This window comes from Pseudomonas sp. BLCC-B112 (assembly GCF_028550695.1).
Classification (GTDB): Bacteria; Pseudomonadota; Gammaproteobacteria; order Pseudomonadales; family Pseudomonadaceae; genus Aquipseudomonas; species Aquipseudomonas danubii.
Genome location: NZ_JAQQGK010000004.1, coordinates 188377 through 208748, shown reverse-complemented (window position 1 = coordinate 208748; position 20372 = coordinate 188377). Strand labels below are relative to the sequence as shown.

The following is a 20372-nucleotide window of genomic DNA, read 5'->3' as shown; positions in this document are numbered from 1 at the left end:
AATTGAAAAAAGACGGGCCGCTGGCGGCCCGCACAGTGTCAGTCTCGACTGCGGTTTACTCGTATTGCAGAGTGAACGGCAGAGTGGCATCACCACGACCAGCGACCGCGGTTTTCGGGTCGGCAGTGGTCACGTAAGCGGCGGAGAATTTCAAAGTTGCGCTGCCGTCTTGCAGGGTGTTTTCAATTTTTGCGGCGGTTGGCGAGCTCAGGTCGACCAAATCGCCATTGGCGTCGAGCAAGGCGATGCCGATGTTCTTCGCGGCGCCCAGACCAGGGATCAGGTTCAGCACTTTGGTTCCGGTGACGACGCCCGAACCGTTGGCTCGGTTTGGCTCGAACATCATCGTTACCTTGGTGCCCGCATTGCAGTTGATCTTCATGTTGAAGTTCTCGGCACTGAGTTTGCCACTACCCTTAGGGGCGGAAGCAGTGCCCATGTCTTTAATTGACACTTCACCCATTGGTACGGAAATGGTTTTATTCAGATCAATATCTTCGATAGAGCAAGCATCATTGTTAATATTGCCGGTGAAGTTGATGGTGCCGCTGCCCGCTCTAGTTGGGGGGACTGGATCTTCTGCAAACGATTGACTCGCAACCGAAAGCATTGAAAGTGTCAGCAGTGTCAGCGAAAACTTTTTCATCTTTATATCCATTAGATCGTGATTAAGTTGTGTTGAAAAACACAATCCAGAATATAAAGCTCAAGGCGCTGCACAGAACATAAGACGATTCCCAACAGAACATCAGGCGATTCCTAGAGTGTGGCGGGGCTACTGGGTCTTTGTCGAATAAACGAACGTCACTCAATCAATGATCACCAGGTCGAAGGACTGGTTGTGCAGCAATTCGATCAGCTCGTTAGAGCAGAGCGTGAGACGGTCCATTTGCCTGGGCAGCGCCGAAGGCGCCGGCCATGCCATGCAGGTGCTGGGCAAGCGTGTGGACGTCGTTACTCTGCAGCAAAAAACGGCGAGCGGCGTTTGGCGTAGACAGTAGGGAGTTGATCTGGTGAAGGTAGTTCTTCAGTTTCATCCGGCCCCTATAAAGGGGTATGGCCGGACTCGTAATCAGACGATTCTTAAAGCAATGCACCGCTACTCATAGGTAATCGTGTAGGTCGCGCTGCTATTCGCGGTACCCGATTTCAGCGTTTCAGCGCTGCGGTAATAGCGAGCCTTGAGTGGAATAGTAAAAGTGCCCGTCGCGCTTTGAGTTCCGATATTCAATGCCTTGTCGTAGGTAACCGGTGTCTCGTTTGACAGTATTTGAATTTTTACGCCTTGGGCGGTATCGGTCGATGTGGCATCGGCGAGATTGAGCAGGCCTTTTACATTGTCGTACACGCCGGCATTGCCTGCGCTGAGGGTCAATTTGACCTTCGTACCAACGTCGCAAGTGAGTGGGATAGAAAACGCCTGCTCAGCCGCAGTGGTGCCCACGCTGGCCAGTTGTTTCATGCCTACTTCGCCCAGCGGCACCTTGATTTCAACCTTGTCGACAAAGCAACCGAGGGTGTTTACGGTAAATCCGGATGAGCGCACCGCTGCTTCTGGATAGACCCAGGTGGTTTCGTTGTTTTTCAGAGCAAAACTGCCCACCTTTTGCGGCGCCCGTTTGCCGGGCGAGATGGCGCCTATCTTGTAGAACACCAGTTTTATGGCGCCTTTGATGGGTTGCGATCTAAAGGTCCCGTTAACCCCACACAGCCCGCTGACATCCTGGCCACCGGCGGCACTGTTGCCAATGATCGGATGGAACCCCGGACAGGTTCCCACGGACTCGCCGTACACCGCATAACCAATGCCGGCATCGGCGGTTCCGAGCTTATAGATGTTCATTCCATTGATTTTTGGTGCGGCCAATCCAAAACCTTTCACGTAGAACGCTTGGAAGTCAAATCCTTTGGTGCAATTAAAGGTGTCAATCGGAGCGGATACGACTGAAGTGCCGATCTCGGCGCCAATGGGGGTGTCGTGTCGCACCGTCATGTCGGGAATATTCAACACGGTTTCCGCGGTGGTGGTGGTACAGCTCGGGTCGGCGCCAACCGCTGTCGTTGAGTACAAGAGCGTTAGCGCAAACATGGATGTTAAAAGTCGTGCATCTATCTTCATGGGCTTTCTAAGTCGCGAAAAGTACTGACGAAGATAGTGCTAGGCGCAGTGATTCATTGGCAATCAGAAGATTCCTAGGCTCTGCACGAAAAGTTTTGAGACAAAGGTCAGACCGTTTTCAACAAACCTCCCAGTCGATGCCCGTTCGCGGCACTGTGCTGCGAGTACATTCGTTCCTAGCGACCAAGGCCAACGGTTATTGCCCTGGATTGCACGTTTTGCGAGGCACAGAGCTGGCTGCGTCGCAAGCCAGTTCAGATACTTATAGATGAACTAGGCACTTAAGATTTAACATAATATACATTATATGAACTGTAATATGCATAACACGAGGCTCTGGGCGGTCAGATTTAAAGCCTGGCACTTGCCTCCTGCCAGCGTTTTTGCGGACGCGAAAATGAGATTAGAACTGCCTTTTCAATCGATTGATGTCTGCGTCATTTCCGCGATGATCAGCTCCAGATGCGGAGCCAGTTCAAAGACATCCGTATCCAAGCCCTGAATGGAACCATGTTCATAGGTGTAGCGAGTGCCGACAAAAAGCTTTGAGCAGTCATCAAGGCGACGCTCCAACTGAAAGCCAGGTGAGAGACGTTCTGATATTTGCCGTATTGCCTCAGCGTATTCAGAAGGAATCGCTTTATAAAGAACAACGAGATTGTGTCCTTTTTTACCACTCAGAAACCATTCCGGGTCATCAATCTCTCCTGGATGAGCAGGATCGTAATCGACAAGAAATGACTTGAGGTATAGCTCCGAGGCTAATCCGGCATTCATTGCTGCTGGCCAAAAAAGTTCTGTATTGCCGTTGTCGGCATGTTTTTCTATGAGCCTTGCTGCCTTTAAAAAAACACGTGCTTCTGATACGACCTGATGACTTGGTAGACGTACAGAATTCATGGCTTCCTTGCTCCAGAGCTTTGAGGTAGAAATGGCTACAGGCCACGGATAACTTAGCTTATTACCGATTACACGTACTGTCAGAGAGTAGCTGATTTACCTGCCCCGAAAGATACCGAACATGCTTGAAAGATAGTGATCAAGGGTGAACAAACCCTAGTTGATCTAATGAACCACTCTCATTTTTTTGATAGCCAGTAAGAATAACTCAACTAAATGCTTGTTTAGTTGAGTTAATCATGTGCCCTCTTTCGCAACTTCCAGCGTCGCTGGGGTTTCGCCTTGTCCGTGTGCATCGACGCAGAACTCGGGAGTGTCCAACTATTTTGTATTAACAGTGATAACAAAACGCTATTAGAGGCCTTGTTCCTCGAACTCGCATTCAGGCCAAGAGCCTTTAAGTTATGCGGTCTACAGCGCTAAACGCGGTGTGTCCGGAGCATCGCCAGAGGGTCAAAAACGCCTTTCGAACGCTTGTTCAGCGACCTCGACAGACCAAGAAGCACACCTAGACTCTCACCCGGTTCAGCCAGCTGAATCATGCCCAACACACGAAAAGGATATTCAACATGAACGCCTTCACCTCGGTAAACACCGTCACCACCCCCCTGACCATCAACAGCCAGTCCACCGCGACCTACAACGGCGACCCCAACCAGACCACCAAAGTGACCTTCAGCTATCAGAACAACCTGCTGTGGGCCACCCAGGTCAACAACACCGCAACTGTCCAGACTCTCAGCGCTGACACCTCCGCCGGCCCGGTCATCCTGCGCAAGGGTGCCCAGGTCAAACTGCAGAACGTGGGCTCGGCGTTCAGCATCCTGTTCACCGGGGTGATTATCGACAGCGGCTCGGAAACACCGTTCAACAACACCAACATCGGGACCTTCACCCTGTCGTGATCGACTCGGGCTCCTAGGCCGGAGCCCATTTGCGAAGCCGGCATGGCGCCGGCTTTGCCTCATGCAATATGGGACATGGACGGTACCCTCGCGTGACCAGGCAACGGATGCTCTACACCCGGATTCTCTGGGCAACCCTCGGCGCGATCCTGGCGACTGCAATGTGGCTGATGACCACCGGCAGCCGCTTGCCAACGGTATCCAGCAGCCACGACCAGGCCCTTTCCAGCAGCGATGCCATCGCGCCAGCCGCAGATTGCGTCGACCTCTCGCCCTCCTCCTCTGCCACCACCAATGATCCTTGCGTACCGGGCCCCGTGCTGCTGCCCGGGATGAAGGTCAATCGCCAGGTCGGTCCGGTGATGTTCGTGCTGGTGGTGGACAGCAACGAAGCCCGGGTCAATGCCCAGGTTTCCCTGGGCAACGCCGCCCTGACCGACTTGAACATGACCGCCGCCGCTCCCACCGCCGACTTCAATCTGGCCAACGGCGATGGCCAGCGGGTCTGGGGCAGCCTGGGCGCCTTCTTCTGCGCACCACCCAACACTTCGCACCTGCTGGCCGACTTCACCATCGAGAACCTGCGCGACAGCGGAAAATCCGTGACCCAGGCCTATCGTGGCGACCTGATCCGCTGGCAGAGCCCGATCACCAGTGTCCTGGCCCGCTACCGCCAGCCCTTGCTGCCGGACCTGCAAGTGATCGTGGAGCTGCTGGACCCTTACAAGGCCGACAGCAGCAACGCGCTGACCGCCCAGGTGAGTTTCTATTACGCCAGCGATCTGATCGACCGCTACACCCTCATGGCCACCGCCACCCCGGTGAGCCTGCGGCAGTCCAGCGTCGGACCGGTGCGCATCGAGGGCGGACTCCTGGACTTTCGTCCCGCCACCCAGGAGCAGCAAGGGCAGCTCAGCCTGGATGGCACCTTCCAGTCCGGTCACAACCCACCGAACCACTACGTCGGCAGTGTCGCCGACTGGTCGTGGATCCGTGGCCGCGCCGACAATTGCAGGGGATAGACATGACCAGCACGTCCGACTACCAGCAGATCGCCCACAGCGCCGCTTACGCCCTGCCGGATGCCAGCGGCTATGGCTGGCGCGGTTATGTCATGCCCAAAGGCACCGCGCCCGGGAGCCTGCCGGCCAGCCTGAGCCCGGCCGACGCCTTCGACAAATATGCCGGCCATTACCTGTTCGCCCCCAGTGAACCGGCCGCCCTGCGCAGCGACCCCACGGCATTCGTCAACGCCCTGTACGACTTTCTGTTCGCCGTCGACCAGCGCAACTTCGTCGGCCGCGCGCTGCTGTGGCTGCCCGGCTCCAGCCTGCCGGCGCCCCAGGCCTTCAACAGCTACGGCCTGCGCATCAGCGTGACGGCCCCCAGCCAGGTGCAGAACAACCTCAACCTGCAGCTTGGCGATCGCCTGACGTTCTTCATCAGCTTCGGCACCTACGTCAAATACGACCCGGACTTCAACGCCCTGCGCCTGAAATCCAATGCTGGCATCACCATAGGCTTGATCGACAAGCTGGCGGCCGACAGCGGCCTGCAGCTGACACCGCCGCAACAGCCGCTGGCCTACGTGCCCCTGGACGGCAATCAGGCCGGCAGCCTGACCTACGCCTTGACTTACAGCAGCCAGCCCGCCCTCAAGTATTTCCAGACCGGCTTTACCTATGTGGCCAACACCACAGGCGGCCAGAGCGTGCTCAATTACCCGGTGTTCAACCCCAACGGCATGCCCGCCAAACTGACCATGGGCGGCGTGCTCGACCCGCTGGACCCGCTCAATCAGAACGTCCCTGCGGCGCAACTGGCCGCCGGTCTGATCCGTACTGCCATGAGCTTCGCCAACACCGGCACGACCGCGTTGCCTAGCCAGTGGCGCAGCACCGCCGGCAACCCGATCAGCCTGATCCCGCTCAATGGCCTGGACGCCAACGGTTGGCCCCGGCCCTATGCCGCCAGCCTGGTGTTCTGTGCCCAAGGCGGCAGTTACAGCCTGACCCTGGCCGGCGACTTTGGCCTGAGCCTGCCGGCCGCCAGTGCCGGGCAGAACCTGCTGTGCGGGATCTTCGGCACCGAGTGGCTGAGCTTTACCGCCTACAACTCTTCCCTGAGCCCGCAAGACAACGACCGCTTGCGCCTGTTGGCGGCGCAACCGGCCTATGCCCCGGTGTTTCCGTTCCAGACCAGCAGCCTGGTCACGCCCACCAGTGGCGCGGTCAGCGCCCTGCTGAACGACGCGCACCGGACCTCCTGGTGCAGCCTGGTGGCCGGCGCCTCCATCCCGGCCTACAGCGCCCAGCCCGACGGCAGCCCGCTCTATGGCCAGAGCCGCAGCAACGGCGCCACACCGCTGCTGGCCCCGGCCGCGCCGAGCACACCCCTGCCCCAGGACGCCGGGTTTGCTTTCCCGCTGGTGCCCTACGCGGGGGTCAGCAGCAACGCCAGCCTCAACCTGACCCAGTTCGAAAGCGAAATCCTCGCTGCCTCGCGCAAGAGCCTGATCAGCGCCGCGACCCTGCCGGGCAAACAAGCCGCGCGGGCCCGGCGCCTGCAACGGCTGCTGACCGCCGACGCGGCACTACCTGATCGGGCGACCACCCCGCAAGGCCTGCTGGTGGACCTGGACGCCGACGGCATCGGCTACGCCAAGGTGCTGCTGGCCCGCTCGCCATCCACCCAGGGGCCGCTGGACTTTGCCTTCGTGCAGCCCAGCGAGGCCCTGCACGAGGCTTTGCAGACCAACCAGCTGTTTCTGGTGGGGGTCAATCCGCTGCCGTTCTTCACCCAGGGCGCAAGCTTCAGCAACCGCATGGACATCGCCGACTGGCGCTTTATCGCCAACATCGGCGTCGGCGTGCAAACCACCAGCTACCGCAATGTGCTGATCATGAAGTACTGCGCCGGCAGCCTGAAGGAGCGCATCGACAACCCCAATCGCTGGACCATGCCCGAGACGTTCTCGAAAACCGCGGACCTGGCGCCGGGCCTGGAAACCCTGGCCTACACCGGCCTGTCCCAGTGGCTGCAGGACTTCATCGCCGTCGCCGAGGCCAAGGCCGCGGCCAGCCCCGACAGCCTCTACGCCGACTTCGTCGCCCAGGTCAGCGACCCGGCCTGGAACGGCTTCATGGTGCTCAACGCCGACCTGCCCCTGGACAGCCTGCCCGAGCAACTGGCGGGCATCGCCGCGGGCATCGACTACAGCCGCTTCCTGGCCCACCATTTTGGCGCCAGTGTCAGCCGCATCAGCCAACAGGGCGACACCCTGGATATCCAGGGCATCTCCACCTTGTTCGGTCTGATCGACTACCAGAACCCCGCCTATGAGCAGGCCCAGGCCAACGGCGCGACCCCGGACATGCCGGTGGCCCTGAGCACCAGCAACGGTTACGCCTTCAGTGTCCTGCAGCTGCAGGCACTGTTCCGCCAATCGCGGCTGGTGACCTTCAACAGTCGCATCCAACTGAGCCTGGACCTGCTGTTCGGCTCGCCGATCCGCGCCACCCTGCGCGCCGGCCAGCCCAGCGCGGTGAACGCCATGGTGCTCGACGGCAGCGCCCTGCAACAGAACGACACCACCACCTACGTGTTCGAGCAGAGCCAGAGCTACCTGTTCAACCTCGACAGCAACGTGCTGCCGGCCGCCTCGGTCAACCGCATTCAGTTCAACACCCTGGGCAGCCCGGACGGCGGGGTCACCACCGCCAGCCGCTTTCTGCTGTGGGGCAAGCTGGATTTCACCCTGCTCAAGACCTCGGACGGGCCCTTCGACCTGCTGTCCTTCGGCAGCGCCGACGGCAGCCCGAGCAACCAGGGCCTGGCCTACACCAACCTGGAAATCGCCATGGCCTTTCCCAGCGCCACACCCAATGCCGTGGGCTTTGCCTTCAACCCCGACAACCTCGGGTTCGACCCGGCCACCAGCCAGGTGCGCGGACAGAGTCTGTACAAGGGCTTCACCCTGCAGCTCAAGCAGTTCATCCAGGCACCGGCGCAGAAAAAGCCCGCGGACTATGGCTTCCTCCCGGTGTTGCCGCAGGACCTGGCGCTCAAGGCGCTGTCGGGCGCCTGGTCGGGCATCGTCTACAAGGTCACCATGGGCTCCCCCGGGTCCCTGGTGTCGGGCACCGGTTTCGAGTCCGACCTGCTGATCGCCTGGTCGCCCGGCAGCAAGAGCAGCGACGCCAGCCCAATGCTTTTTGTCGGCCTCAGCCTGCCCGGCGCCGCGCCGTCGGCCAGCGTGTTTTCCCTGCAGGGCATCATCAAGGTCTCCACCGGGCCGATCAAACTGCTGTACCAGACCATCCCCGGTCAGACCGACACCCAGGCCAGGTTCTTCAACCTGCAACTGACCGATATCGGCATCAAGATCCTCGGCATCGCCAAGTTGCCGCCGGGCGCCACCCTGCAGTTCTTCCTGTTCGGCGACCCGCAATCCTCCGGCAGCCTGGGCTGGTACGCCGCCTACGTCAAAGACCCGCAGAGCAAGACCGCCAGCCTGCTCGCCGTGGAGTCGGGCCAGTCCACGCAACCGGCATTGACCGGACCATCGGAGGTGACGCCATGACTCGGGTCCTGTACTGGAACATCGAGAACTTCGGCTACAACAAGATCCGCCCGCTGAGCACCAAGCACGATCGCAACGGCGCGCTCATTCCCGACCTTGAGGCCGCCGACCGACTGGCCCTGATCCTGGCCCATATCACCGCGTTCAATCCGGACATCTTCGTCGTGGTGGAGACGGCCAGCGGTCCGAGCCACGGCCCCGGATCGCTGATTTCCCCCACCGGCGGCTGGCAGGGCTGCGCCGAACTGCTGCTGCGCATCCGCAACCAGACAACCGAGCCCTGGAACCTGGTGCCGCCCCTGGTGGTCGGCCAGGCCGGGCGCGCCGAGGGCGTCGCGGTGTTCTACAAGCCGGTGATTCCGGCGGGCGGCGGCGTGGCGGCGGGCAAGCGCTTGTTCACCGGCCCCAATGCCTGGTCGTCGGCGGGCAATGGCGTCAGCTTCAACCCCAAGGTGAAGCCTTCGCCGGACGCCGACAACTACCCGGCGTTGCAGACCCAGACCTGCTTCAGCGTGCCCAACCGGGCCATTCCGCCCACGGCGCTGAACTTGGGTAACCTCAACGAAAGCCGCTGCGCGGCGCGGGTCGCGTTCGTCGACAATTTCGGCGCCGCGATCAATTACGGTGGCTTGCGCGAACCCTACATGGTGACCTTCTGCGAAACCGTCGACGGCACACCGGATGTGGTGTTGCGCAACCTCACGCTGTTTGCCATCCATTCGCCGCCGCAATATGCCGCGGCCAACGCCTACCTCAACGCCCTGGCCAATGTGCGTGACATCAGTGCCGCCCTGGGCGCGCTGGAAACCCGGATCATCACCGGCGACTTCAACGTCAACCTGTTGAGCCAGAACGGCAACGATCCCGGGCGCTATGGCGCCCTCACCGCCCTGGGCTACGGTTTGCAACTGCAACCTCCGGCCCTGGCCCCGCCGCCGGCGCTGGAGGCCTACACCGGCTACTTCGCCACCCACCTGCGCAGTCGCAACGCGAGCATCTTCTGGTCGACCAACGCCGGGGCCGTGCCCTATCCGGGCTACCGCTACATCGGTTCATCCAACAGCAGCAGCCTGTATTCCATCGACAACATCCTGGTGCGCGGCGGCGCGGCGGGCAATTTCACCATCGCCAACACCGTGGTCGGGGTGCCGCTGAACGTGGTCAACCCCGCGCCCGGCGGTGCGCCCATGGGCCTGGTGGCCATGGCCAGCGATTTCCAGGAGCCGCCGCTCGCCTGGAGCCCGGCGCCCCCCGCCCCCGCCCCGGCATTCGCCAAGGGCGATCGGCAACGCTACCGCGGCTGGCGCAACCTGGGGCACATCCGCTCCACCAGCGATCACCTGGCCCTGTTTGTGACGGTCTGAACAAGGAGAAGACAGATGGCCAACAGCCCCCTGAGCAACCTCGCCGCGGCCCTGACCGGCGATGCCGGCGCGCCGATCGTCCTCACCCGCGACTACCTGATCGCCGGCCTGGCGGACGCCACGGTCAGCGTGTCCGCGACCCTGGACAACGACCTCAAGGCGGCCTTCCAGTCGCCGGTCGCCGGGCTCACGGTCAACCTCACCGCGCAGAGCGTGCAGCCGCTGAACCCCGCCACCCAGAGCTTCAAGGTCACCGGGGTCAGCGCGCGCTTCCTGCAACAGGACATCCAGCAAGGGCTGGTACTGACCTTCGGCCTCACGGGCGCTGTCGGGGCCCAGAGCCTGAGCCTGGAAATCGTCACCACCCCGGCCAGCTGGACCTGGGCCGACCTGTCGAGCTTCGCCACCGGCATTCCCTTCAAGTGGACCGGAATCAGCAACGCGGTCTTCACCTTCAAGGCCAGCCAGGGCCCGCGCCAGGGCTTCGCCGCCCAGCTGACGCCGCCGCCCCAGCTCAGCACCGCGGTCGCGGTGGTGCAGAACCTGGGATTCCCGACCCTGGCCCTGCCCTTTACCGGCAGCATGGACTTCGCCAAGGTCGACGGGGTCGAGGTGTTCATGCCCACCACCACCTTGCAGGCGCCGTTCCTCAACGTCAGCGGCGGCCTGAAGCTGCTGTACCTGAACGTCGATACCCCGGTGTTCGGCCTGATCATCGGCCCGCCGGAACTGCAGGACGGCGAAGACCCGGCCGAAGCCTTCTACGACCAGCAGGTCAGCCTGTATTTCGGCCTCAACCTGAGCCTGACCGACCAGAACGGCAAGTCCGTCGACTACCAGATGCGCGCCCTGGCCCAGATCAACAACGGCAGCGCCTTCAATTTCTACCTCGGCCACAGCGATGACGGCAGCGCCCTGCTGACCCCGGCGACCATCATCGGCCTGCTGGACAACAACGGCAGCTTCTTCAGCGGCACGCCGCCGGTGCTGCAACAGTTTCTCTCCGGAATCGGCCTGCGCAGCCTGGCCCTGAGTGGCGTCACCCGCCCGAAACTGGCCCTGAGCACCGCCAGCGTGACCCTGGGCGCCGACCCCACGGTGATCAATCTCGAGCATCCCTGGGTGCCCCTGCAGGACCCGACCAACCAGCTGGTGTTCGGCGTCACCGATTTCGAACTGGTGTGGGGGATCAACTTCCTGCCCGAGGGCAACGCCCAGAGCTTTCTGTTCCAGACCCGCTTCCTGTTGTTGCCCGAGGTGTTCAAGGGCAAGACCGCGGACGAAAACGGCCTGTTCTTTGTCCAGTTCAATTCCGACCTGCAACTGCTGGCGCGCTTCGACGGCACCGCCAACCTCAATGACCTGATCGCCACCCTGACCGCTCAGTTGATCCGCATCCCCAAGAGTTTCGTCGACGCCTCGCTGTCCGACGTCGGCCTGAGCCTGGATGTGGGTGCCAAGAGCTACGCCTTCAACGCCGGTTTCGAGCTCGACCTGAACCTGTTCACCTTCGCTGGCCAGCCGATTCTCTCGGTCACCGACGGCCAGCTGTACATCAAGGCCACCACGCCCACCAGCGCCAGCGGCAGCGATGCCCCAGCGGTTACCACCTACCAGGCGGGGATCGGTGGCCTGGTCGGCATCGGTCCGTATTTCGCCAATGCCAGCCTCGACTACGACGGCAGCAAGACCCCGGCCACCTGGCAAGTCGCCGCGCAGCTGGCGCAGCCGGTGGACGTGCAACAGCTGGTCAGCCAGTTCCTCAGCTTCGGCGGGACCTTCAGCTTTCCGGATTTCCTGCCCGGCCAACTGCTGGTCAACACCTTGGAGGTGGACGCCAGCCTGAGCACCGGCAACACCCCGCTCGACAGCTACACGGTGGCCGGCAGCCTGCGCTGGATCTTCAACCTGGGCCAGGCCTTCAGCGTCGACACCCTGGCCACCCTGAGCCTGAGCTACGACGCCAGCAAGCCGGCGAACCAGCAGTACAGCGGCAGCGCCACCACCCTGTGGGATTTCAGCTTTCTCAACGACAGCGTGCTGCTGGGCTACAGCTTCGCCCCCGACAACCAGGGCAGCAACGCCCAGCTGACCCTGTCCTGGGAAGGCCTGACGGCGATCTACCAGGTCGACAAAAAGGCCCTGACCTTCACCCTGAAAAACTGGAGCCTGGGCCGGCTGATCCAGAAACTCATGCAGTCGCTGAGCGACCCGTATTTCACCCTGAGCTCGCCCTGGGACGTGCTCAACCAGATTTCCCTCGACGGCCTGTCGCTGATCATCAACCTGGAAAACAGCAGCGGCAGTAGCGTGCCGAGCATCAGCGCCAAGTACACCCTGGCGAGCAAGATCGACCTGGGGTTCATGAGCATCGACGGCCTGGTGTTCGAGCGCAAAAAGGTCAATGGCGTGGACAAGATCACCCTGGGCATCGACGGTTCTTCGGTGTTCAAGGGCAACAACCCCCAGGAGCAGCAGGACTGGAGCAACCTGCTGGACCCGAGCAAAGGCCAGCCAGTGGACAAGCTGCCTACGGTGCCGGGCCAGGGCACGGACTACTTCAGCCTGCCGCTGCTGGTCCTCGGCCAGCGGGTGGCCATCAGCGGCTACGACAGCTTTGCCAACACCAAGGCGGTGATCGACGCCCTGAAGGACGTGCCGTCGACTACCGGTTACACCAACCCGCTGAACCCCAGCGACAGCGGCAGCAAGGGCGTGCCCTACTACAACCGCAACAGCGACTGGCTGATCGCCGGGCAACTGTTGCTGCTCAAGACCGGCAAGGACTGGACCGTCGACCTGATGCTGGTGTTCAACGACCCCAACCTCTATGGCCTGCGCCTGGCCCTGGCCGGGGAGAAAGCCAAGGCCCTGGGCAACCTGGTGCTGGACATCCTGTACAAGAAGATCACCGACGACGTCGGCGTGTACCAGATCGAATGGACCTTCCCCGACAGCATCCGCAACCTCAACTTCGGCGCGGTGTCCATCGTGCTGCCGGAGATCGGGGTGAAGATCTACACCAACGGCGACTTCTTCATCGACATCGGTTTTCCCTACAACCTGGACTTCACCCGCTCGTTCTCGATTTCCGCGATCGTCTACGGCGTGCCGGTGCTCGGCGCCGGCGGTTTTTACCTGGGCAAGCTGTCGTCGGTGACCGCCACCCAGGTGCCGAAAACCACCCAGGGCACCTTCGACCCGGTGATCGTCTTCGGCCTCGGCCTGCAGCTGGGCCTGGGCTACAACTTCGTCAAGGGGCCGCTCAAGGCCGGTTTCGCCCTGACCGTGTTCGGCATCCTGGAAGGCACCATCGCCGCCTTCCACGCCTATCGTCCGTCCACCGCCCTGGTGCCGGCCGGCAAGAGCGTGCAGGACGACTACTACTTCAAGATCCAGGGCACGGTCGGGGTCATCGGCCTGCTCTACGGCAGCATCGACTTCGCCATCATCTCGGCCGCGGTCAACGTGCGCATCACCCTGTCGCTGTCCCTGACCTACGAGAGCTACAAGCCGATTCCGATTGCCGCCCGGGCCACGGTGGAGGTCAGTGTCAAGGTCAAGATCGACCTCGGCCTGTTCAGCTTCAGCATCAGTTTTTCCTTCCATGCCGACGTCTCGGCGCGCTTCGAGATCAACGCCATCGAGAGCGGCCCGGCGCCCTGGGCCGAACCCGGCCTGCTGCTGGCGCGCCAGGCCCGCCATGACCAGCTGGCCAGTGCGCGGCGGGCCACCACGCCGCAACCGATGACGCTGCTGCGCGCCGCCGGCAAACCGCTGCTGAACCTCTACGCCACGCCGCAATTCACCGTGCTGTGCAACGAGGGCGCCAGCCACTACGCCGACCAGCAAGGAGCCTTCGTGTTCCTGCTGACCATGGACGCGCCCTCGCCGACCGGGGCCTCGGCCGACAGCGCCGGCAACAGCAGCTTCGAACGCCTGTGCGCCGACTACCTGCCCTGGCTGGTGGGCAGCCTGGGCTCGGCCAGCAGCGAGCAGGACACCCTGGCCGACATCCTCGGCACCCTGGTGGACAAGGCCATGCTTGTGGAGGACATCAAACGCCTGGCCGACCTGGCCAACCCGCCGTTCGGCATCAGCGAACTGCTGACCTTCCTGTCGTCCTTCGAGGTCAGCATCACCCTGCCCGACGCCACCAACCAGGCGCAGATCCAGCAGGTACTGCAAGCCGGCTCGGTGCTGTTTCCGGTGTTCGACGGTCTGTCCCTGGGCGTGCCCCTGGCCAATGCCGGCAGCGCGACCGTGGATTTCGCCCACTACGTGGGCACCAACAGCACCTACCGCAGCAATGTCGCGCAGATGTTCAAGGAACTGGCGGCGCTGGTGACCAGTGAGGAAACGCCGACGCCGGCACTGCGCGCCGCGGCGGACGACAGCGAATCCATGGCCGCGGTGATCTTCACCGATGCCTTCATGGTCATCGGCCGGCAACTGCTGCAGGTCGCGCTGAACGCCTTCGACGATTACGCCTATGCCACGGCCAATGGCAACTCCGTCAGCGCGATCCTGAGCTGGACCAACGACCTGCGCGGCAACAACCTGACCCTGGACGACATCATCCGGCCCAACGCCGAAGTCGCCCTGAGCGACGGCCTGAGCCTGGATATCCCGCTGCCGGCCTACACCCTGCAGAGCGGCGACACCCTGGCCAAGGTCGCCGCGGCCTGGTCCGACAGCAGCGTGCCGGCGCGCTGGAGCACCAGCGCATCGGGGCTGATCCTGGCCAATGGCAACTCGTTGGTGATCGCCGCCAATCAGGTGATCAGCCTGCCGGTGGGCAACGACATCCACCAGTGCACCACCGGCCCCGGGGAAACCTTCAACAGCCTGGCCCGGACCCTGGGTGTCACGCTGGCGCAACTGGCCCAGGACAGTGCGCTCTACGCCATGCCCGGGTTACTACTGGCCGGCCAGCCCCTGCTACTGCCGAACCTGGCGTACCGCACCGCCGGCGACAGCCTCAACAGCGCCGGCGCGCGCTTCGGCGTCAGTGCCATGGCCCTGTTCAGCGACCCGGCGTCGGCCAACTTCAGGGTGGCGCCCCTGTTCGCCAAGGCGCAAATCACCCTGACCTCACTCAACAGCCTGTACACCGAGGACCTGTGGAATCTGCTGGTGACCACCGACCAGCTGTCGCAACTGGCGGGCATGCTCTCGCGCTTTCTGGCCTACGGCCTGCGCCTGCCGGCGAACCCGGCGGGCATGGGCGGCCTGAGCCTGAGCCCGGCGTTTCTCTACCCCGCCCAGCAGAACGCCTATGGCCTGTACCAGTTGACCGGGCAGCAGTTCCCGACCCCGGCCGACCTCTTGCCCGGCAGCGACTTGCCCATCAGCCTGAGCCGGGCCGCCACCAGCCACGGGGTCGATCTGTCGTTCGTGCAGATCGCTGGGGCCAGCAGCGGCTCGATGAACCTGAATCAGGCCTACAGCAACCTCAGCGGGGTACTGGCCTACGCCCGGCAAGGCAAGTTCCAGCCGGCGCCACGCATCGAGCTACTGCCCACCGTGGCCCGCAGCCCGAAAGACTACGCGGTGAAAAGCGTGTCCCTGTGGTCGACCGCCGACCTGCAGCAATTGCGCAACCTCTGTCAGCCGGGGCTGCGGGCCAGCAGCGAGGGCGGCGCCAGCGTGCAGCCCATGCTCTGGTCCCTGCCCGACGGCCTGATCCAGCTGATCAACCAGCGGGTTGGCAACCTCGCCCGGCAGTTGCCGAAGCTGACGCAGCAAATCCCCTACCTGCCGGCGTTCACCCCGTGCGAGGTGTCCACCGACCCGGCGACCCTGGAAACCACCCGCCGCGAGATCCCGGCCTACAGCTACGCGACCCGGGTCGACTTCACCATCAAGCGCCTGCCCCAGGCCGAACCCGGGGCCATCGCCGGCAGCGGCAGCAACCTGTCCTACACCTATGAACTGCTCGGCCCGTCGGCCACCGATGCGCAGTTGCTGGAACGCCTGCTGATCGCGGTCAGCGAGCTGGGCAGCGGGATCATCAGCGGCCAGTTCCTGCTGATGCCCCAGGGCAACGCCAAGGCCAGCAACCTGCTGAGCCAGGCCGCCAGCGATTTCCTGGCCTTCCTGACCCAGACCAACCTGTCCACCGAAACCAACCCGCCGCCGGCCCTGATGGCCGCGCGCCTGGCCGAAGAGGCCGGGCCGCGGGGCATCCTCAATCCGCCCGAGGAAGTGGTCAAGCTGCTCTGGGAACTGTCCACCGTGCGCTCCGGCGGCTACTACCTGAGCTATTACGATGCGATCGCCGCCGCCGGCCTGCCCGACAGCATCTTCGACGACAGCGGCACGGCCACCCTGACCCTGGTGGTGACCTACCCCCGCGACGCGCTCGACGGCCGCCTGTGCAACTTCGTCAACGCCTTCGTCAGCACCGACACGGTGATCCAGCAAGGCAGCCACATGACCCTGCGCTCGGCCGCCACCGCCGACAGCAGCCAACCGACCAGCGCCGGCGACAGCCTGGACAGCCTCGCGGCCTTCTACGGCATCGGCACTGGACGCATCGCCGAGCTCAATGCCGGCGTAACGCTGAGCAAGGCGGCGCAGGTGCCGGTGGACGGCATCATTCACCTGGTGACCCCGGCCGAGGCCAGCGCCGGCAACGGCCAGAGCGCGAGCATTCTCGACAACCTGGCGCGCTACTACTCGGTGGGCGCGCTGCAACCGATCAGCGCCACGCAGATCGCCAACCTCAACCCCGGGGTCAGCGCCGCCGGCGGCGTGGCGCTGTTCGTCCCGGCCCTGACCTATGTCGTCGACGCCAGCCTGGCGCCGGGCAACAGCCTGCAGTCTCTGGCCAGCTACTACGGCCTTGACCTGGACGCCCTGGCGGTGAGCGCCGCGCAGGTCACCGGGCTGTTCAGCGTCGGCAGCAGCCTGAGCATCGACACCCAGACCTTCGATCTGCAAGCGGTGTTCAAACAGGGCAACGCGGCCTTCAGTGTGCTGCGCAACAACCCGCCGCCGGTGGATTCGCCAAGCCTGGACCCGGACGGCTACGCCAGCGCCTACCTGTACAACCTGTACTCGGTGCTGTCCGCCGGGCTCGACGGCTCGCCCTGGTTCAGCGCCAGCGAGCTGGCCCTGCCCTTCGGCCCGCAGCGGCCGGACAGTGGCGTCGACTCGCCCGAGGCCCAGGCCCACCGCCAGGCCATGCGCGATCCGCAAAGCCGCGCCCGGGCCCTCGATGCCCTAGCCGAAGACAGCCAGTACAGCTACCAGCAAACCCTTGGCCTGGCCCGGCGCGCCACCAGCAATGCCGCGCCAGTGCCAGCCCGGCCCGGGCTGCCGAGCGCCGCGGACAACCCCTACCGTGGCGTGGGCAGCTTCGCCCAGGTCAACCTGACCTGGCTGGACATCTTCGGCAACATCACCGTCACCCCCTTCCAGGCCCCCACGCCTGGTTATCCCGGCAGCCTCAATCACCCGCCGCTGCCGCTGCGTTACTGCGACCGGCTGATCGCCCTGTCGGCCTGGCCCAATACCCGCAGCTTCTATACCTACGAAGCCGTTGCCGGTGGCGCGCAACTGGTGATCAGCCTGAGCCTCGACACTTCCAGCTATGACCCGGCCGGCGGTGACAACGTCAAGGAGCAGGCCAAGAAGGACCTGGGGATGTTCAACCTGATCTACTACCAGCTGAATCAGTCCTACAAGGATTTGCAGTTGCCCTGGTGCCAGGGCCGCGCAGTCAGCGTGGAGCTGGTCAACAGCCTGTTCGCCCAGCCCCTGAGCCGGCTCGACGACAGCCAGGCGCAGCCGCTGCTGGACTACGTCAACGAGGTGATCCTGTACCTCGCCCAAGTGGTCCAGGGCACCCGCCCCGCCGCGCCGGCCACGGTGCAACTGAAGCTGGCGGTGGACATCGACGCCCTGGCTCCGGGCTCGATCCTGCCCCTGAGCCTGACCCTCAGCCTGCGCCGGGTGGCGGCGCTGGTGGAGCCGGATGTCGCCGGCCTGGAAGGTGGCGTGGCGGTGACCAGCACCCTGCTGCCAGTCCCAGACGCGCTGAGCGCCAGCACCAGCGGCTACAGCCAGTTCGCCCGGGCCTTCGAGGCCCTATTCCAGCGGGCTGGGGCCTGGATGACCCGGGTCGGCAGCGGCACCGCGGACCCGGGCAGCACTCCGGACGGCCGCAGCCAGACCCTGTGGGCCGCGCGCTTCGCCCTCGGCGACGGCAACGACGGCATCCGTTACCGCATCGATCCGGCCCCGGGCTACTTCGCCGCCCAGCCGATCGCCCGCAGCCTGACCTCGGACAGCGTGCAGATCTACCCCAACTACCAGCCGGACCAGCCATTCCCGAGCGGCGATCCAGTGACCCTGACCCTCACCGGGGTCGATCAGAACCTGTGGTTCGAAACCGCCCTCAAGGCCATCGACGGCTTCCTCGCACCGACCTACGCGCCCTCGGTGTTTCTGCTCGACACCCTGCTGGGCAGCAAGGACCCGCTCAAGGACGGCAACCTGGGGAAAATCCTCAGCGCCAAGCAGACCCTGGCCGACGCTATTGCATCGACCATCAAGCCGGTGCTCTCGGCGGGCCCGCAGGACGGCCCGGCGCGGGCCGCCGCGGGCGAGAAGCTGCGCCAGACCCTGCTCAACCAGTTGTATTCGGCCTACAGCACCACCGCCATCGTCGGTTTCTCGGTGCAAGGCAGCGCCACCGGCGAGCCCCTGTCGCTGTACGGCCAGCCAACGGTGGCGAGCGCCGCCAAAGTGGCGGGCAACAGCGAAGCGCCGGAGGCCGGCAACGACAACTATGCCTTTGGCAGCGGTCGTATCGGCCTGCCCGACGCCCCTGGGGAAAGCGCCCTGGCGTTTGTCTTCAATTCGCGCAACGAGGCGGCAAGAAGCTATGTGCCGCTGGACCTGGAGCTGCAGATCAGCCACCTGGAGCACGACGTGCGCAACGTGCCGGGCATCAGCGGCTACACCCAGTCGAACTGGATCTCGCTGATTTCCGGCCCCTTGCGGGTGCCCCTGGCCGACGGCCAGACCCTGAACCTGCCGGTGCTGCTGCGGGCCCTGCCCGAGCCGCCGACCATCCAGGGGCAGACCGCGACGGCCTGGGCCCAGGTGCCGCAGCAAGTCTCGGACCTGAGCAAGTGGACCTACGCCTTCGACTCACTGGTGCGCGGCACGGCCCAGGACAGCCTGAACGTGGCCATCGCCCTCAACACGCCGACCGTCGATGCTGCGCTGCGCAGTGTCGACAAGAGCCTGGTCACCGCCCTGGCGCAATTCGTCAGCGTGTACCCGAGCATTGAAGTGGCGATGCAGGACAACCTCAGCGCGATCAACTTCGGCGAGCCGACTGCGGTGCAGATTGCCGCGGCGCAACAGGCGGTGGAGGCCTTCGTCTACATCGTCCAGCAAGTTACCGAGGCCTACGATGCCTGGGCCCGGCCGCTGTTGCGCAGCGCAGCGGCGTTTGTCGCGCCCCAGGCCCTGACCTGCAGCTTCAGCCAGGTCCTGGCACCGGTGACGGTGGATGGCCAGGAGCGGGCCGAAACCCTGCTGCTGGATGTCAGCATCAATCAGGTGGCGGCCAGCTACGATCCGGCCAGCGGGCAGATCAGCGCCACCCTGCCAGAGTTCGGCAAGGTCAGCCTGCCGGTGCCACTGGTGCAGATCGCCCCGCAACAGTACGACGCGGTGAGCGTGGTCGATCCGAGCAACCCGGGGCTGATCGCCTACCGCTACCGGCTCAAGGGCAGCCAGCCGGCCGTCTGGCTCGACTACGCGGACGCACTGCTGATCGACGAGCGCCGCACCAGCCTGCCGGCCCTCAATGTCTTCGACCACCAGAACGCCTGGGCCTCGCTGTCGGTGGAGCGCAACCGCATCCTGTTCCCCGCAGCGGATATCGGCACCCTGCAGACCAATGCGCTGTTCCGCTTCTCGACGCCGGTGGTGCGCTTTGTCGAAAGCATCAGCCCGCACATCAGCCAAGGCACCTTCTCCCTGGACAACCTGCAGGTACCGAACGCCAGCCTGGACGACTACCTGGAGGTGTTTTTCGCCGCCCTGGGCGAAGGCAGCAATGGCACCACGGTGCAGGTCGGCATGGAGGGCCGCTACAGCTACGAGGTCGCAGCGCCGGGCGTGGTCGCGCGCACCGTGCTGCCGGCGGCGCTGCTGTTGCCGGTGGCGACCTCGCTGAACAGCCCGCCGGCCTTCACCAGCGCCTTCAGCCAGGCCATCGACCGCTGGCGGCTGGCCGAACAGGTCACGCTCCAGGGCAACGCCCGGGTCGACCTGACCCTGCGGGCCTTCAGCGCCGACGATCCGGCGCAACTGGCACGGGGCGCGGTGGCCGCGGACAACCAGCCACCGCTGCTGAGCATCGAAACCCTCTGGGTATCCGCAAGCAAGGTTCCACCGGAACAAGGAGGTGCATGAGGCCACCACTACCGCGCACTGTTGATGAAGATGACCGGTTTAAATCAAACATATTGGAGTAC

The 20372-nt window shown here is 63.7% G+C and carries 8 protein-coding genes; 5 read left to right on the top strand and 3 right to left on the bottom strand.

The genetic code is table 11. From position 1 onward, the window contains the following. Positions 1-55: 55 nt before the first annotated feature. The 3 genes from PQT43_RS12365 to PQT43_RS12355 form a co-directional block, all read right to left on the bottom strand. Positions 56-646: a fimbrial protein gene (locus tag PQT43_RS12365; protein ID WP_272753998.1), complete on the bottom strand. Its 591-nt coding sequence runs from the start codon at positions 644-646 to the stop codon at positions 56-58. Between the two features lie 453 nt (positions 647-1099). Beyond that, a complete protein-coding gene (locus PQT43_RS12360; RefSeq protein WP_272753997.1) occupies positions 1100-2119 on the bottom strand; it encodes a fimbrial protein in 1020 nt (339 codons plus the stop codon). A 417-nt stretch (positions 2120-2536) separates the two neighbouring features. After that, positions 2537-3019: a hypothetical protein gene (locus tag PQT43_RS12355; RefSeq protein ID WP_272753996.1), complete on the bottom strand. Its 483-nt coding sequence runs from the start codon at positions 3017-3019 to the stop codon at positions 2537-2539. A 569-nt stretch (positions 3020-3588) separates the two neighbouring features. On the opposite strand from PQT43_RS12355, the gene PQT43_RS12350 reads away from it, so the two are divergent. The 5 genes from PQT43_RS12350 to PQT43_RS12330 all read left to right on the top strand — a co-directional run bounded on the left by PQT43_RS12350 (position 3589) and on the right by PQT43_RS12330 (position 20310). Beyond that, positions 3589-3924, top strand: a complete 336-nt coding sequence (locus tag PQT43_RS12350) for a hypothetical protein (protein ID WP_102879333.1) — start codon at positions 3589-3591, stop codon at positions 3922-3924. Between the two features lie 92 nt (positions 3925-4016). Next, positions 4017-4946, top strand: a complete 930-nt coding sequence (locus PQT43_RS12345) for a hypothetical protein (protein WP_272753995.1) — start codon at positions 4017-4019, stop codon at positions 4944-4946. A 2-nt stretch (positions 4947-4948) separates the two neighbouring features. Then, positions 4949-8506 (top strand): hypothetical protein, encoded by a 3558-nt coding sequence (locus PQT43_RS12340; protein ID WP_267268203.1) that lies wholly within the window; start codon positions 4949-4951, stop codon positions 8504-8506. Further along, positions 8503-9870, top strand: a complete 1368-nt coding sequence (locus PQT43_RS12335) for a hypothetical protein (protein WP_102879330.1) — start codon at positions 8503-8505, stop codon at positions 9868-9870. Before PQT43_RS12340 ends, PQT43_RS12335 begins: the two co-directional genes overlap by 4 nt. Before the next feature lie 15 nt (positions 9871-9885). Next, entirely contained in the window at positions 9886-20310 is a 10425-nt protein-coding gene (locus tag PQT43_RS12330) for a hypothetical protein (RefSeq protein ID WP_272753994.1), read from the top strand. Positions 20311-20372: the final 62 nt, after the last annotated feature.

What these genes read in the sequence shown, in the direction of transcription:
- PQT43_RS12365 (WP_272753998.1), bottom strand. Translation starts at nt 646, where the DNA reads ATGAAAAAGTTTTCGCTGACACTGCTGACACTTTCAATGCTTTCGGTT.
- PQT43_RS12335 (WP_102879330.1), top strand. Translation starts at nt 8,503, where the DNA reads ATGACTCGGGTCCTGTACTGGAACATCGAGAACTTCGGCTACAACAAG.
- PQT43_RS12340 (WP_267268203.1), top strand. Translation starts at nt 4,949, where the DNA reads ATGACCAGCACGTCCGACTACCAGCAGATCGCCCACAGCGCCGCTTAC.
- PQT43_RS12360 (WP_272753997.1), bottom strand. Translation starts at nt 2,119, where the DNA reads ATGAAGATAGATGCACGACTTTTAACATCCATGTTTGCGCTAACGCTC.
- PQT43_RS12350 (WP_102879333.1), top strand. Translation starts at nt 3,589, where the DNA reads ATGAACGCCTTCACCTCGGTAAACACCGTCACCACCCCCCTGACCATC.
- PQT43_RS12355 (WP_272753996.1), bottom strand. Translation starts at nt 3,019, where the DNA reads ATGAATTCTGTACGTCTACCAAGTCATCAGGTCGTATCAGAAGCACGT.
- PQT43_RS12330 (WP_272753994.1), top strand. Translation starts at nt 9,886, where the DNA reads ATGGCCAACAGCCCCCTGAGCAACCTCGCCGCGGCCCTGACCGGCGAT.